The 15,761-nt window shown below is 41.5% G+C and carries 15 protein-coding genes; 5 read left to right on the top strand and 10 right to left on the bottom strand.

Features of this window, described 5'->3' with window-relative positions:
* Positions 1 to 51: 51 nt before the first annotated feature.
* Entirely contained in the window at positions 52 to 1,197 is a 1,146-nt protein-coding gene (locus KN1_RS03105) for an NAD(P)/FAD-dependent oxidoreductase (protein ID WP_221289366.1), read from the bottom strand.
* Positions 1,198 to 1,303: 106 nt separating this feature from the next.
* On the opposite strand from KN1_RS03105, the gene KN1_RS03100 reads away from it, so the two are divergent.
* The gene (locus KN1_RS03100; RefSeq protein WP_221289365.1) at positions 1,304 to 1,750 is read left to right on the top strand and encodes a PadR family transcriptional regulator; all 447 of its coding nucleotides are present in this window, start codon (positions 1,304 to 1,306) and stop codon (positions 1,748 to 1,750) included.
* A gap of 5 nt (positions 1,751 to 1,755) precedes the next feature.
* Here the strand turns inward: KN1_RS03100 and KN1_RS03095 are convergent, their stop codons facing one another.
* From KN1_RS03095 to KN1_RS03085, 3 genes are all read right to left on the bottom strand, one after another.
* Positions 1,756 to 2,307, bottom strand: coding sequence for a thiamine-phosphate synthase family protein (locus KN1_RS03095; protein WP_221289364.1), 552 nt, complete (start codon positions 2,305 to 2,307; stop codon positions 1,756 to 1,758).
* Between the two features lie 89 nt (positions 2,308 to 2,396).
* Positions 2,397 to 3,179 (bottom strand): slipin family protein, encoded by a 783-nt coding sequence (locus KN1_RS03090; RefSeq protein ID WP_221289363.1) that lies wholly within the window; start codon positions 3,177 to 3,179, stop codon positions 2,397 to 2,399.
* A 17-nt stretch (positions 3,180 to 3,196) separates the two neighbouring features.
* Entirely contained in the window at positions 3,197 to 4,504 is a 1,308-nt protein-coding gene (locus KN1_RS03085; RefSeq protein ID WP_225905766.1) for a thermopsin family protease, read from the bottom strand.
* 34 nt (positions 4,505 to 4,538) lie between these two features.
* On the opposite strand from KN1_RS03085, the gene KN1_RS03080 reads away from it, so the two are divergent.
* Genes KN1_RS03080 through KN1_RS03070 form a run of 3 tightly spaced genes read left to right on the top strand, consistent with a single transcriptional unit; the run spans position 4,539 to position 6,017 of the window.
* Positions 4,539 to 4,901, top strand: coding sequence for an NfeD family protein (locus KN1_RS03080; protein ID WP_221289362.1), 363 nt, complete (start codon positions 4,539 to 4,541; stop codon positions 4,899 to 4,901).
* The gene (locus KN1_RS03075) at positions 4,888 to 5,196 is read left to right on the top strand and encodes a hypothetical protein (RefSeq protein ID WP_221289361.1); all 309 of its coding nucleotides are present in this window, start codon (positions 4,888 to 4,890) and stop codon (positions 5,194 to 5,196) included. The genes KN1_RS03080 and KN1_RS03075 overlap by 14 nt, the downstream gene beginning before the upstream one ends.
* A 2-nt stretch (positions 5,197 to 5,198) precedes the next feature.
* Positions 5,199 to 6,017 carry a gamma-glutamylcyclotransferase family protein gene (locus KN1_RS03070; protein ID WP_221290506.1) on the top strand — a complete coding sequence of 273 codons (819 nt, stop codon included), beginning with the start codon at positions 5,199 to 5,201 and terminating at the stop codon, positions 6,015 to 6,017.
* A gap of 114 nt (positions 6,018 to 6,131) precedes the next feature.
* Here KN1_RS03070 and KN1_RS03065 read toward each other — a convergent pair whose 3' ends face one another.
* Complete coding sequence (locus tag KN1_RS03065) at positions 6,132 to 7,031, bottom strand: 4-hydroxybenzoate octaprenyltransferase (protein WP_221289360.1); 900 nt, start codon at positions 7,029 to 7,031, stop codon at positions 6,132 to 6,134.
* Between the two features lie 3 nt (positions 7,032 to 7,034).
* A complete protein-coding gene (cimA, locus tag KN1_RS03060) occupies positions 7,035 to 8,609 on the bottom strand; it encodes a citramalate synthase (RefSeq protein WP_221289359.1) in 1,575 nt (524 codons plus the stop codon).
* A 62-nt stretch (positions 8,610 to 8,671) separates the two neighbouring features.
* On the opposite strand from cimA, the gene KN1_RS03055 reads away from it, so the two are divergent.
* Complete coding sequence (locus tag KN1_RS03055) at positions 8,672 to 9,238, top strand: hypothetical protein (RefSeq protein WP_221289358.1); 567 nt, start codon at positions 8,672 to 8,674, stop codon at positions 9,236 to 9,238.
* A gap of 96 nt (positions 9,239 to 9,334) precedes the next feature.
* On the opposite strand, the gene KN1_RS03050 is transcribed toward KN1_RS03055, so the two are convergent.
* The 4 genes from KN1_RS03050 to KN1_RS03035 form a co-directional block, all read right to left on the bottom strand.
* Positions 9,335 to 10,150 (bottom strand): ABC transporter substrate-binding protein, encoded by an 816-nt coding sequence (locus tag KN1_RS03050; protein WP_221289357.1) that lies wholly within the window; start codon positions 10,148 to 10,150, stop codon positions 9,335 to 9,337.
* Complete coding sequence (locus tag KN1_RS03045) at positions 10,147 to 10,968, bottom strand: hypothetical protein (protein ID WP_221289356.1); 822 nt, start codon at positions 10,966 to 10,968, stop codon at positions 10,147 to 10,149. Before KN1_RS03045 ends, KN1_RS03050 begins: the two co-directional genes overlap by 4 nt.
* Before the next feature lie 530 nt (positions 10,969 to 11,498).
* A complete protein-coding gene (locus KN1_RS03040) occupies positions 11,499 to 13,475 on the bottom strand; it encodes a class II glutamine amidotransferase (RefSeq protein ID WP_221289355.1) in 1,977 nt (658 codons plus the stop codon).
* Entirely contained in the window at positions 13,472 to 15,613 is a 2,142-nt protein-coding gene (locus KN1_RS03035; RefSeq protein ID WP_221289354.1) for a glutamate synthase-related protein, read from the bottom strand. The genes KN1_RS03040 and KN1_RS03035 overlap by 4 nt, the downstream gene beginning before the upstream one ends.
* Positions 15,614 to 15,761 lie beyond the last annotated feature (148 nt).

Genomic DNA, 15,761 nt, shown 5'->3' with positions numbered 1-15,761 from the left:
TAAATAAAAAACTTGTATGTTGATCTTTTAGCTAAATGATGATACCGGGCACTAACGAGATTTGATGAGTTGAGGACCACCGCTGAAATATTTGGAAGCTGCATGGAGGATTGGATTTATACCACCTTTTAACGATAGCCAGTATAGACTGGTAAAAGACTTCTTTGCAGAGTAAAACAGAGTTGATGGACCGAGAGCACTGCTCTTTTCATAATTCATGTACACAAAATAGCCGTTCCTATATCCACCGTAAATAGCACACATAGCACTGCCATCGAATTCAGGTTTTTCATACCCCATTATATCGCTAAAAATACTTTCGGCAACATAAATTGCCTCATAGTGGGCTATAGCACCAGTCTTTGGGGGCAAAAATATGTTAGTAACGTCTCCTATGGCATATACATCGTCAAACCCCTTTACTTTCAAATTCTTCTTGTCTACTGGAATAAAACCGGAGGAGTCAACTAAATTAGCGAACTCCTCTCCAACCTGAATAGGTGAGTCTATCAAAGCCAAATCATACTCGACTTTTTTACCCTCATCGGTTACTATGGTCTTATTAGAAGGGTCAACAGACGAGATCTTCACGCCTCTTAGTACTTCTATCCCTAATTCCTTACTTCTCTCTCCTAGTTTATTAGCCATTGGTCTCTGGAGTTCAGGTGGCTGGGCTACCGGGTTTATCAGAGTAACTTTAGTGTCGGGGAATTTTTGTTTAAGCAGAAACGCAAACTCGAAAGGTGCTGCAGGGCACTTTATAACACCGCTATACCCTACTACTATCTTCTTCCCCGTAAAATTGGTGACCATCTCCCTTAATTTCAGTGCCTCATCCAGAGTATGCCAGCTAGGTAAGGCCCCAGCCTTATTTTTAACCCCAGGCGATAGAACAAGGTAATCATAGGTTATTTCTTTTCCATTTGACGTGACGACAGTCCTCTTCTCTGGGATCACTTTAACGGCTCTGTCTTTTACAATATTAGCCCTCCTATCAATAAGTGATTCGACTTTCCTCATTATACTTTCAGGGCTTTCATACCCTAATACAACATCCACTATACCTGGCTGATATACGTGGTACTCAGAGGGCTCAATTACGGTTATCTCAACTTGATTACCTAACCTATTTATTAGTTCATTACTAACTACAGTACCTGCATTCCCAGCTCCGACTATTACTACCTTTTTTTGCATATTTTATAAATCACTATAATTTGATATAAAGTTTTTTTACAATAAACGATGAATAAGGGTATACCTAAAATTATTTTTAACCTACCGAGATTATAAAGTAACACGTATGAAAAAGGTTACTATTGAACGAATGAAAAGAGGAGCATTGAGGTTCTTAGTTATGTCGGCCCTTACAGAGAAGCCCATGTATGTTTATGAAATTATTAAGCATATTGAGAGTAAGACTAACGGGATATACAAGCCGAGTCCAGGTTCGGTATACCCGGTCTTGAGGACTCTTATCAAGCAAGGCCTTATAACGGTTGAGGAGAAAGAAGGCAAGAAAATATATTCAATAACCGAGGAAGGTTTAAAGAAGTTTAACGAGATAAAGGAGGAGAAGAGTATCTTAGCAGAAGATAGTCCTATGAAGAGAAAAATCATTGATTCGCTATTTGAAATAGGCTTTATACTCTACAAGAACAGGAAGAAACTTGACGACAAAAAAATGCAGGAAGTATTGGGAATTCTAGATAAATGTAAACATGATATTGATGAACTTTTTCATGAATGATAGGATCAAGAGATGAAATCTAATAGTTTAAGACTTTTTTCTACTACTACTACCGGATCTACGTCTATGACGTAAATCGTAGGTTCTTTACCTATATCACCCAGGTCAACTACGTACTGCGGGACCTTATTAAGCGCTTTATATGCTGAGTCTATCATAAAATTCATAGTATGGTGCTCCGTTTTCCTACTTTCCTCTGGCTCTAGCTTCCTATCAAAGACGAAAGTCTCATTACTCGGTAAATTCTTTACTATCTCTTCATAATACTTCAGGTTTATCGCACTCCTCTTACTCTTATCATACCTTAAAGCCGTTATTATAACCCTAGCTATGTGATCCGATGCACCGAAGGCCGGGGGCAGGCAATATATAACTTTGTTAAACGCAACTGTAAGCCTCCCGGGTATTGCGGCAACCTCATCAGCCTTTTCAGCCCCGTTTAACGCATATCCCAGGTTAGTCCTGATTTCAGGGATCAGAAGATATGACTTGTCATTACTAACAAATAAATCGACGGCTTCTTTCAGTTTTAATAACACTTCTGTTCTTTCATCCATACTTAAATTTCATAAGAAAGGATTATAAAAATTACAGAGATGATGAGAAGACCACCGTTGAGTCCAATGATAGTTCCAAGTCCACCTGATCAACTACTAGTAGGCTTAGCCTTTAAGACTGAGAGAGTTGAATAGAGTTCTTGTCCCGCAGGGACTACGATCACCATATTTCCCCTTTGTGATATATCTGATAACATTTCCAAAAACCTTAATTGCAAAGCCACTGGGTTATTCTGGTATGACATAGAAGCATCTGATAATATAGAAGCAGCTTGCCTCTCTCCTTCACTTAAAATTATTTTAGCCCTCCTCAGCCTTTCTGCTTTGGCCTGTTCAGCCATCGCAGATAATAGTTCTTGAGATAACCTAATATCCCTTACAGTGACATTGGTCACCTTAATCCCCCAACCTTCGGTGACCTCATCAAGAATAGTCTGTAACCTCTTGTTGATCTCCTCCCTCTTACTCAATATTTCGTCTAATTCCATCTGCCCTATTATGTCCCTCAATGACGTCTGTGCGATATTGAGGACGGCGGCTTGGTAATTAGTTACGGAAGTGACAACTTTTAGGGGGTCGATCACTTTATAATAAACTACTGCGTCTATAGTTACAGTCACGTTATCTTTAGTTACTATAGTCTGCGGAGGGACGTCTACAGTCACAATCCTCAAGTCCACTAATAACGGCTTATCTACAAAAGGGATAAGGAATATTAAGCCCGGCCCTTTTACTCCAAGGACCCTACCTAGCCTCAAAACTACAGCCTTCTGCCACTCAGCGACCACACGCAAGGATAATACGAGCAAGATTATTACGATTATCAATAGAAAGACTATCCCTAAAATATCACCTATCAGTGAAAAGCTCATAGTTATATTATACTCACTCAATGCTTAAATTTTAATAGTATGGCTGATATTACAACGCCTATACTAAAAGCTAGAATATAGAGTAAAATAGTGTAGTTTATAGATACTTGGGAGGTATACGCTATCGAACTGGATTTATGTCCGAAGAATGACGAGATAGTTTTCTTAAAATTGTAATGGGATATAAATGATGTTAGGTTATCATATGCGGATTTAAGGAACGAAGTAACTGATGACAGATAAGGAAGAGATACGTAATAAGTAGAAGATAGGCTGAAGTTTCCAGGGTAATAGATTACATAGGAACTGGAGTTATACTTAAACATCACCGAGCCGTTTGAACCGGTAACTCCTACCTCCTCAGTCTTGAGCAGTGAAGGGAACGAAAACTTCTCAAGTTCTACTTTCTGCCATTGTAAAGGCTTCCCGTCATAGGTTAAAGTGACTAGGACACTAGAACCGTTATTTTTTACATCTAATTGGGGCTTAACAGGCCATAGTACCTTTACGTCGTCTCTCCCATAGCTTAACTGTGTAAAAGGCATACATATGTTGCTTAAATTGGCGGAAGAGGTTATACCTATTACGCTTTCTGCAGTATCGAGACCAACAGAGAACGCTTGAGGGACTATCTGGAGCTTACCGTTATTCTCGAAATAAAGTTCCTCACTTCCGTTAACGTACATCTCCACAACACTACCTCCTCCTGGTCCCCCGAAGACAAACTCAAGGTCGTTAGGTACACCCCTTACAGAAAGCCCACCTATCTGAAATTGTCCCCCAATGGGTACACTGTAATATATATCGACTTTATTACCTAATTGGTAGCCGAAGTCCAGATAGGAGGAATTAATTAACATAAATAAGACCAAAGAAAGCGGTGTAGAGACCTTATATGTAGGCCCTAAATAGCATATTACGCCAAGCCCTTGGTAAGTTGAAACTACTCCGCTGGTTATATTACTATTAGTAAAAGGACCGCCTAAATCCCATACGTTAACTACGAAAGTGATATCAAAACTACTACTATTTATCTCGTGAAATAGTGCTACGTCCTGAGCCCAATATAGCCCGTCTACCATAACGTTTAACTGTAATGACGCATTACCATATGTAAAATATTGTCCATTAGGGAAATAACTACTACCAATATACATGGAACTAATATTTACAGCCCCTACTACCTCGTTAGTATAGTATATTTGAGTTAGGGGAAAGAAAGACATCCCGATGGGATAAGAAGATGAGGACTGGGCATGGAGTAACAAGACCCCGGCAGTAGGTGCTATTAGTATAAATATCAAAAATATCGGTAAAAGTTTCACAAAGTTATTATTTTCGCTTCTCAATTTAAGTATTATGGTAAGTCATATTGCAATACCTATAATTTTGATCGTAGTAGTGGTACTCCTACTTGTTATTACTGGACAGTATTCTGACCCCATAGTAGCAGTTCCTTCTCTGGCAATTGTGGGGTTCATATCTTACCGCGTCTTTTACGTAGTCTGGAAGACTAAAGGTAGGAATTTGTATACCTATAACGGAAAAATTGGCAAAGCACTTGATGACATCTTGCCCGGAAAAGAGGGATATATCCTAGTAGAAGGAGAGAGGTGGTTAGCGATATCAGATGAACCTATTGCTGAAGGAGAAGAGGTTATTGTAATTGGGATGGAGAACTTAAAACTCAGGGTTAAAAGATATAACCGTGTTAGAGTTTGACTTAGATAAAGTCCTAAGGCTGAAGCTTCTCCCTAGTTACAGAGTGGAGGAAATAGAAGAAGTAGAAAATAAAAAAGTCATTTTAATTACTTATTTCCCTCCAAGCATCTCAGATGCCAGCGGGCTAGAAGAGGCAGATAGTGAGCCCAAGTACTTTGAAATCAGGGGTGAAGTAGACGAGGTTACTAGAAAAGTAAAAATAGTAAGAGCTGAAATAATTGAGGGGAGTAAGAGGAGAGAGCTTGATGAGAGTGAACTACAGCTTTGGGCTGAATACTTAATAGGAGGTGATTGAATATACCTTACCTATTCGTTTACGGATCACTGAGATTCGGGTTCGAACTAAACCATTTTTTAAGGAACTCCAGGTTCGTAGGGTTAGGGTTTACGGAAGGTTTTAGGATGTATGACTTAGGGAACTATCCCGGTGTAGTTAAAGGAGACGGAATTATACACGGAGAAGTGTACGAAGTTTCGGAAGAGACATTAAGGCTCCTAGATCAAGTAGAGGACTTTAACGGAAGGCCAGACGACCTCTATGTTAGAGAAAAAGTCAGAGTATACTTTGATTACAAGAGGAGGTACAGCCTAAACGACGTAAATATATACGTCTACAACCAGACTATTGAAGGGAGAGACACAGTAGAAGACGGGGACTATTCAAAATACGCTGGAATGCCCGTAATCTTAAATTATTTTGCATATGCTGAGAACACTAATGAAGAGATACTAAAACAAAGGGGTGTTACCAGAATATTTAAGAAGATACCGGCTCTCCTGACGGGATCTAGAATAGTCTTCAACACCCCTTGCAGGTGGGGGTATTGTGCAAACTTAAGAAGTGACGAGGGAGGGAAAGTCTGTGGGTATATATACGTTATGTTGGAGAGTGAATTAAACGCACTCGATAAAGCTGAAAAGCACCTTATAAGGTACATAAGAGATGTCGTAAAGGTAGAAGACGAGAACAAAAACGTTTATTTTGCATATACCTATTTATCCCCGTCTGAAGAAGGAGAATTTGAACCATCTAAAGAATACGTGAACTATATATTACAAGGGTTAAGAAGCAGTTGGAAGAACTGCATAAGTAGTGGGTTAGAAAAGTTCATATGATGACGCCCGCCCTTCAGTGACCTGGTGATATGAGAACCCGAGGCTGAACTGTATTTTTGTATGATGAACAATCCCCTCTCTGGATTATGATGAACCTTGACCGATGCTGAGGTTCTAGATCAGTATTATGTCAAATATTACGCCTAGGCCCAACACTACCGACGAATATATATTGTAATAGAACGCTTTTCCGAAATTCCCTCTGGTGGCCAAATAATACGCATAAGCCATTATTAGCCCGTGCAATACAGTGGCAATATAAGCTATCGGGCCGAGGCCGTAGAACACGTCGCCCATAAAAGCCAGTACTACAGACAATACTTGGTTAAGTCCGGCAAAAGGTAATGCTTTATTACCTAATAATACAGCAAAACTGTGTAACCCCATACTCTTGTCAAATTCAGCATCAGGGATGTGGTTATATAGGTCAAAACCAACAGCCCAGAATATAGCTGACAGCACGAAAAACCAAGGTATCCCCTCAAATAAAGACGTAAAAGAATGGACGTAAAGTCCTAATGAGGCTACTGCACCGCTAAATATCGCTAAACCTTGTATTGTAGCGAGGTGGTAATTAGCAAAGGCAGTATATCTCTTCATATAAGGATACGTCATTACAACTAGTGCCACTAAGGGGGACAGAACAAAGGCGTAAAAGTTTACAAAATATGCCGATGCAAAGAACCCGGCTAATGAGACCGCTATTAATACCTTTGCCTCCGTAACACTGATCTTACCCGTAACTAGCGGTCTGGTCCTTGTCCTAGGGTTCCTAGCGTCTATCTCACGGTCTGCCAAATTGTCATTAGTCATCCCTGCTGTCCTCAAAAAGAACAATGAAAGGAAAATTAAAAAGAGAATATAAAGAGGGGGAACCTTCTTAATGGCTACAAAAGCACCTAGATATGCCATGGGTAGACTAAAGAACGTCTGCTCTATCCTTAGAAAACGTAAGTATATATATAATTTACTTTTACTTTCTGTAGCCCCACCAGGGTCCCAACTGTGAACCATTTGCTAATTATTAACTTCAGTAGCTTTTAATTTCTTGTTATTAAGTTGCAAATAATAATCCAGTCCCTCGATCAGTGCCATAACACTAGCTTCTATAACGCTGGTAGAGACACCCTCGGTCCTCCACGTCCTCTCGTTGTCTGTAAACTCAATAGTGACCCTGACCACGCTCTCTGTGTTCTTTATTTCCCCGGGTAAAATTACCCTGTAGTCAGTCAGCTTCACTTTACCTATCTCGGGGTACACCTTCTGCAAGGCTTTCCTTAACGCGATATCTATAGCGTGAACCGGTCCAACTCCTTCTGCCACTTCGAGTTGCCCGTTAACTTTCACTACAGCTATAGCTAACTCCCTCTCATTGATTACCTTCCAATAGTCAACTTTTATTAAGGGGCTGTACAAGCCTAATTCCCTCATAGCCACCAGGACTGCAGAAGCCGGAGCTAGGTCAAAACTATAACCCCTATTCTCCAACTCCTTTATCTTGGCCAGAGCTGCTTTAAGCCTCGGGTCTTTTTTGTCTACTTTTATTCCTACATTCTCTAGATAAGTCACCAAGTTAGATGAACCTGAGACCTCTGAGATAACAAACCTCCTAGTATTACCCACTAGAGAAGGGTCAATATGTTCATAAGCACGACTTACCTTCATTACAGCATCGGCATGAACACCTGCCTTGTGGGTAAAAGCAAAATCGCCCACATAAGGCTGATAGGGGTTCGGGTGTAACCCAGCTATCTCATAGACTATCCTTGATACTTCTTTTAACTTCTTCAGGCTGTCTTTACCTTTTAATACGTTATAACCCATTTTCAAGGACAAGTTAGGGATTATCTGGATTAAGTCTGCATTACCAGTCCTTTCGCCTATCCCGTTTATTGTACCTTGCACATGCCTGGCACCGGCTAAAACTCCCATGAGAGTATTTGCAACAGCACACCCCGAGTCGTTATGCATGTGTAAACCTATTTTTACCCCTACATGTTTTACTACATCTGCTGTTATATCATACACCTCGTAAGGGAGACTTCCGCCGTTAGTATCTGCTAAGGCTATAACATCTACACCCGCTTCCTCAGCCGTCTTCAGCACACTAAGGGCGTAGTCCTTATCCTCCTTATAGCCTTGATAGAAATGTTCAGCATCGAATATGACCTTCAGCCCGTGAGACTTAAGGTAACTTATACTGTCATAGACCAAGTCTAAGTTATCTTTCAGGCTTATTTTTAACACGTCCGTCACATGTAGGGTCCATGACTTACCAAACAGCACCGCGACTTCTACATCAGACCTTATTATGGCGTTCAAGCTTGGGTCTTCTTTAACGGAAAACTCCTTCCTCCTAGTACTCCCGAATGCTGCTATCTTAGCTTTGGTTAGACCGTACTTCTTGATCTCTTTAAAGAACTCCTCATCCTTCGGGTTAGACCCAGGCCAACCTCCCTCTATATAGTCTATTCCCAATTCATCAAGAAGTAGGGCTATACGTATCTTATCGTTCAACGTGAAGGATATATTTGCGGTCTGTGCCCCATCTCTTAGTGTTGTATCGAGTACCTCAACAGATTTCGTAAACACCGGACATAGGTTTACATTAATTAAATAAGAATTTAAATTTTAAGGATAAGAGAAGATAAGGTATGAACAAAAACTTATCATTAATAGCAGTGGGGATATTGATCTTTTTGCTAGGACTAGCAGGTAACCTTTTGATGCCTTTTTATTTACCATATTATCACCAAATTGATTCGGAATTAGTCAACCATACAGTAAACGTTAAAGTAAACCCCTCATTGACGGAGAAAGTGGTGAACGTAACAGCTACGGATAAAAATAATACTATCTACGTAGTAACAAATAATAGTAATGTTAACGTTTTCATATACTATAATAACCTTACCCTAGCGTTTAATAACAGTAACGGCTTCATAGCTGCCAGAGTAACACCCGGTAACTATATCCTAGCTATAAATAACCCTACAAGTTCTCCCCAACCAGTGTCCGTCCATTATGCCGTTATCCCCGCTTACGAACTCTCCAATTTCGACAGTTACTCCTCTATTGCAGGGACAGTGACCGAGTTCATAATGGCTATAGGTATTGTAATAGCCGGAATAGGGTTGATAAAGGCAATATTCAGCGGGAAAATTGGGACAAAACTAGATAGAATACTCCAGACACCTGATAAGAGTAAAGGGAGAAAATGAACCACCCACTACTTTAAATTAGCCCTAAGCTTTCAGATACTTAGAAGAATGAAATTAAGAAGGATGAAAACTTAACCCGACTTCTCGTTGTAAACTTCATGTCTTGTTTATAACTTCATGTAAGAATTTTAACCCATCAGTAATAAAGCTTGGGCCTTGATGGGCTAAAAAATCACCAATTGTAAATACCACTTTCTTATTCTTAATTAACTCCTCTAAGCCCCTCTCCCTCATCTTCCTCATAAACCTCTCTTTTTCATACTCATTAAGCCTCTTAGGCTCATAAATTATTACATCCGGTTCTCTAGACATTATATCCTGATCGAAGGGAGTGAAATAAGCCTCGTCCTTGTCATCAAATATATTCCTCCCTCCCACGAGATAAATAGCGTCACTTACATGAGTAGGATAGCCAGATGTTATAACACCGCCTAAATCGAATTCGACATAGACCTTAGCCCTTATAGTACGTTCCACGGTATAACGGGACAGTTGACCTAACAAAAATGAAGCCAATCTCCTACCTTCTTCTTTGACATTACACACAAGCGAAACGACCTCCACGTTATTTATTATCCTATAGACCGAATTAGAAACACCGAGAGGGTAGACAGTATACCCCTCTTCAACTAACCTCTTGGTCAAAGCCTTTTGTGCCCCGGTAGTAGTGAAAATCACGTCGGGCTTGTTTTGCCTGAGAAAGTCCTCATTAACATGAGTATAACTACCTATTTTAGGCTTCTTCCTAGCCTCTTCCGGTCTGTAACTGAACGCGTCAGTGGCTATAACCTTGTCCCCTAAACCCATCATAAATAGGGACTCAGTGGTAGCTGGGTCTAGACTCACTATTTTCTTGATTTTATCCGGTAAAGATATAAAGTCGTCAAAGATCTCGTTATAAACCCTCCTCATAACCTTAACACACCCAAACAAGTCTCAAGACCATAGGCCCTTTTCACTCCCCTTAACACCGTCTTCCCACCGTAATTTAGCAGGAGGGACTCACACGTATCCCCCTCAATAACACTCACCTCTGAGCCCATAATCTTCCCTAAAGACCCAATAGTACTATTCCTCACGCCGGTCACAATTACATCAACCCTCCTTTCATTTAGGTAAAGGGACTTAAGGGTTAACTTTATACTATAAAGGATAACCTCAACGGGAATAGGTTGGATAAACTTTAACCCTACAATAACCTTATAGGGCATAAGTGTAAGGCCCTTGCAACTGTTCTCTCCTATAACTATATCAGCGTCACAAGGGAAATCGGCTCTCTCATACCCCTCAGGTAATATAAAGTTATCAAACCCTGAGGAATAGACCAGTAAACTACCCCGTTCTACTAGCTTCCTGTTGACCTCCTTTATACCGTCTCTTCTCAGCCAATACAAGCCATTTATCCAAGAAAACTCTTGGACACTGTACAACCCCTTTTCAGAGGTCTTCGAAGTGAGGATTAAACTACCACCTATAATATCTGAAATGACAGACGCTACAAACGAAACACCGCTCTCTATTCCCGTTAAGGGAATTATATATTCCCCGTCCTCTGATACTGAAATGACGGGCTTAGAATTAACGTATTTTACAGCTTTAGATATAGGGCCAACTACTACCCTTAAGTTTTCACCTCTCTCCGTTATATAATAACCTAAAGACTCTAGTCCTTCTCTGATCTTTTCAGCTGTACCTGAAACACCTATGACCCTGACTTTAGTAAAATACAACTCGTAATACTTATACGTAAAGATGTTATATAAATGTTTAATTTATGGTTTTAACATTAATCTTTGTTTTTTAAATAAAGTAATCTTGTTTTTTAAATAAAGAAGGTAGCTATACTTTGTCAACACTATAGGGCAAGGTCAACACTATAGGGCAAGACCTCGTCCTACTGCCCATAAAATGTGTACGTTTCATACCAAAGTACTTTTGCCCTTTATTAACCGACTGGGTATAACTGCTAGAGTAACAGCATTAGGACTCTGTCAATGAGTAGATCATTAAGGTATTCATTGCAAATTAAAATATTTTCTCCCGAATTAGTATAATTTATATGCAAATAATAAAGTGTACGTGAAACTACCTGAATAAACTAAATTGTAAACTTGTCACCTTAAGCTTTTGCACGTACTATGTATTAACTATTGCTTAGCATGTTTTTATGGTTAGTCTCACTATACTTAGGTAAATACAATCTGTAAAATAAATCATGAATCTACCTAATCAAGTCCGGCCCTACTTACACGACAAAAAATTATTTCTTAGACCTAGCTGTCACTACCGTAAACCTCTCCTTCAGCATTTCAGAGTAGTCCGTCCCCATGTCTTTAGAGTACTCCTCCACTACAAGCAAAAGCTCCTTAAACTCAGCCTCACTTAATTCCCTATATTCGTACTCGGGAATACCGACTTTCTCTTCGAACAGCCTCTTAGCGTATTCCTTAGCCTTCCCGCTTAGCAGGTCCATAACTTCAATGTACTCCTTTTCACGTAACGAATCAAACTCTTCTACACTAATCAGGTTATCGAGGAGTAACGCCTTTAAGAGCCTTATTACCTCACCCTTTGGCGGCTGTAGACCTATTTTAGAAGGGGAAACCCTACCCCTGATATATATTCTACCCCCTACCATGCCAGTCCCCACGAAATTACCTACAGGCTCGTGCTTTACGTTACTGCCTAAGACCAAAATAACACCCCCTGCCATATATTCCCCGAGGTAGTCATCTACCATGCCCCCTATGACCAGATAAGGCCTCCTGTCCTTATATTCACGCATCTGGATACCCACCCTGTTCCCCGCATTCCCCTTAACGAACACCCTACCGTTTTGAAAAGTCTGAGCTAACACGTCCCTCGCGTCCCCGTAAATTACTACCTTACCGCCGTGCATCGTATCACAACAATCATCGGCAACATTACCGTACACGTAAAACTCGTTGTCCTCATTTAAGTTAGCCAAGGAATTACCCACTACGCCGTAGAGGTTCACCCTCACCTTGCTTATACCGAGGCGCTTGAAACTTATACCTATAAACCTGTGCCCCATAAGGTTAGCCACAGTGACTTCTTTCTTACCTTCGTTCTTGACCACAGATGCAATTAGTTTGTTCAGCTCATTATACTCCACATTCCTAGCGTCTATGTCATACTTTTCAGGGACGAAAACCGGCGGTGAAGAGAACGACCTCCTCTCCTCCTCATCCCTACCATAAGCTATTACACCTTTGTAAAGAGAAGCGATAAAGTAAGAACCGGGCTTTAAAGTCCAGACTTTAGCTTTAGGGCTTATCTCCCTTATCTCGTTCTCCTCACTCGCGACATAGTAATAATAGTCGTCCTCACCTATTATTGCAGGCCTGAACTTCGAACGGTCAGCGAGTGCCACAAGGTAGAGGTCGTCGCCCGAATCGTAACCTATAACAGCGGTGAAAGGACCGTCAAGCCTGGCATTCCTATAAAAGTAATCCAGTTCCTTATTTATTACAGAGAACCTCCTTGAAGGGTTAACAAGGATTTTTGTAGCCTCTTCTACTGTAAACCCTTCGCTCAATAACTCCTCGAATAGAAACGCGATGACCTCACTGTCAGTACCTACCATCCCTTCCCATCCCCTCTCCATTAAAAACTCTAGGTTCGCACCGAAAGAGCTCACGTCACCGTTATGAACTATAGCTATATTGAAGGACGAGAAGGGATGGGACCAGTAAGGGTAATGTCCCGGAGAATTAGTAGGTTGCCTAGTATGGGCTAGCCATAAGTCTCCCTCCAACTCTTCGACCTTATAAGTCATCGCTACATCTTTCGGGTACCCAACACCTTTATAGACCTTCAGTGATGAACCTATACTGTATATCCTACCCAACCTACCATGTTTCCACATTATCTCGTTTATATTCCTGAAAGCTTTTCTCAATTGGGTTAAGTCCGATATAGTGATCTCGTACTTGCAATCGCATACATCCCCGTCCATATACTCAATTTCCCGTGACTTTACCTTGATCCCGTGGGACTCAAATATAGATTCGAGCTGAGAGGGGTCCTTCTCAAAGAACACCTTTATTACGTACTTGTTATTGGAACTCTTATCAAACACCGCAAACCCTGCTCCCCTATCACTCCCCCTGTACCTTACTCTCTCTATACCCCTTACAACAGCCTCTCCTTTAATTTTAGGAGCGTCTTTCTTCCTAATTACCCCTAATACACCACAACCGGAAGGATGGATCATAATGAACCAGCCACCTTAACCCTTAATTTCCTCAAAACATACGAGTTCAGGTTAACTGCCCTCAATAGCTCCCTATTCCCGGTTAACGATGACTGTACACTGTAAATCCCAGCTGCACCTGCTAATAGCGCAATTTCCTTCTTAAACCCCGCGATGAGGTTAAATGCCTTGTCCTTCAACCCCGTTCTGGAACCTTCTCCTATAGCCACGTCCAAGACCTTATGGCTCATTACCACACTGTCAGCACCTAAGGCCACGAGCTTGAAGACATCACCGGAGTCCCTAATCCTGCTGGACTTCGCGATTACGTCAAACTTCTTCCTAATACCCATTTCTTTGAGCTTAGTATCTACCTCAGAGATGACCACTTCTAGGTCTTCATTCCCACTGTCCTCATCTATGATAAAGCCTAATACTCCTTTTAACTCCACGACTTCTTCAACGGCTTCTGAACTAGAGGGGAGGTAAAGGTAAGTAAAAGGCTTGTAAGTCTTACTCCACGTTATTGCACCCTTCTCGTCATTAGATAAAGTCACTTCACTAAACCTAACGTCCGCCTCCACTGTGAAAATACCCGCGCTGAGGGCTAGTGACGCCCAACTCAGGGCGTCCCTAACTTCAGGCTGTGCGTCTGACACGTCGAAGATAATAGGTAATGAGAGGTAAAACTTACCTTGGGCTAAGTAAAAACTAGTGTCAATATCTTCCCTATAGGGGTCTATAGAAGGCCTAGTGACCTGAGCGCCATCAGACCTTAACCAATCAACGACCCTGGCCGGTTTTTCTATATCCGGTGGCGCTGTACTACCCATACTGGTTATTACGGGTTCACCCTTATTGATCAACTCGTGTAGATATACCTTCCTCCTCTTACTCCATAGTTCCCCTATCTTAGGCGGTAACTCTTCCTCCTCACCGTGGATCCCTAACACCTCAAGGGTCTCCCTAGATAGGCCCTTACCTACCAAAAGCTCTCTCCTACCCCTTAATTCACTTACACTTTTCAGACCGAGGTTATCGAGGATATTCCTCAGTTCCAGAGTAAACCCCCTGATGTAGTTTGTAAGCGTTTTAAACCCGAACTCCATATCCAACTCCCTTGTCCCGTCTATCTTGTTAGTCAGGGCCGAAGGGCAGGAACCTATGTGGCACTTATGGACCATCACACAACCCATAGCTATTAAAGCCCCAGTACCTATACTCACCACGTCCGCACCTAACGCTATTAACTTAGCCGCATCGGTAGCGTCTGCGACCCTACCAGCAGCGATAATCGTAAAGCCATCCCTCATCCCCTGCTCCTTAAGCACACGGTCACTTACGGCTACCGCTAATTCTATAGGGATGCCTACATTGTCCCTTATCACGACGGGGGTGGCTCCAGTGCCAGCACCGTGCCCGTCTATTATAACCCCATCAGCACCCATCCTAGCTATACCCGAGACAATATAAGGTATGTAATTCGTCGCTGCTACTTTTACGAATACCGGCTTTCCGGTCGCCTCTTTTAAAGCTTCTATCCTCTGCCCCAGATCCTCAATAGAGTAGATGTCGTGGTGTGGGGCTGGTGAAATCGCATCAATACCCACAGGGATACGCCTTGTCATTGAAATAGGCCCCGTGACTTTACTACCCGGTAAGTGACCACCAATACCGGGTTTAGCCCCTTGTCCTATCTTTATTACCACAGCTGCACCGTGGGAGAGGACATCATAATCTACTCCGAACCTGGCAGAAGCCCACTGTACAAAGATCCTCTTGTATTTAGCCACTTCAGGGTGTAACCCGCCTTCACCAGTCCCTGCTAGAGTCTGAGTATAATCCGCAGCTTTCGCTATTACGATGTTCGGGTTCCCGCTCAGGGCACCGTAGGACATGTCTCCAAGGTATAATGGGGCAGACATGTATATCCCTGCTACCTCAGTAGAGCTATCAGAACTAGGGTTATCCACTACCTTACTCTTCTCGTTTTTAAACCTTACACGGTCTAAAATCCTTAATGATCCTTCCCAGTCAGGGAAGACCTTATAGGGCTTACCCGTAACCGCTAGCCTCCTTATGTGGTCTATCCTTTCAACGTTCCAAAACTCACCGTCCAACTGCTTAGGCAGAGGGAGGTAATCTTTTATGATCAACAATGGCGGTCGCTGGTATTAATTAACTCAATATCACTATATATTTGTTTATAAGAATTAAAACAAACTTTAGGGTTCCAATTTACGTCACCAAAAGTAATAATTAAGTACTATTTTGGTCTCATTCCACGATATAAGCTCTCATATTTTA

It is taken from the genome of Stygiolobus caldivivus (assembly GCF_019704315.1).
Classification (GTDB): domain Archaea; phylum Thermoproteota; class Thermoprotei_A; order Sulfolobales; family Sulfolobaceae; genus Stygiolobus; species Stygiolobus caldivivus.
The sequence above is the reverse complement of the archived record's forward strand: the minus strand, read 5'-3'. Positions and strand labels throughout refer to the sequence as shown.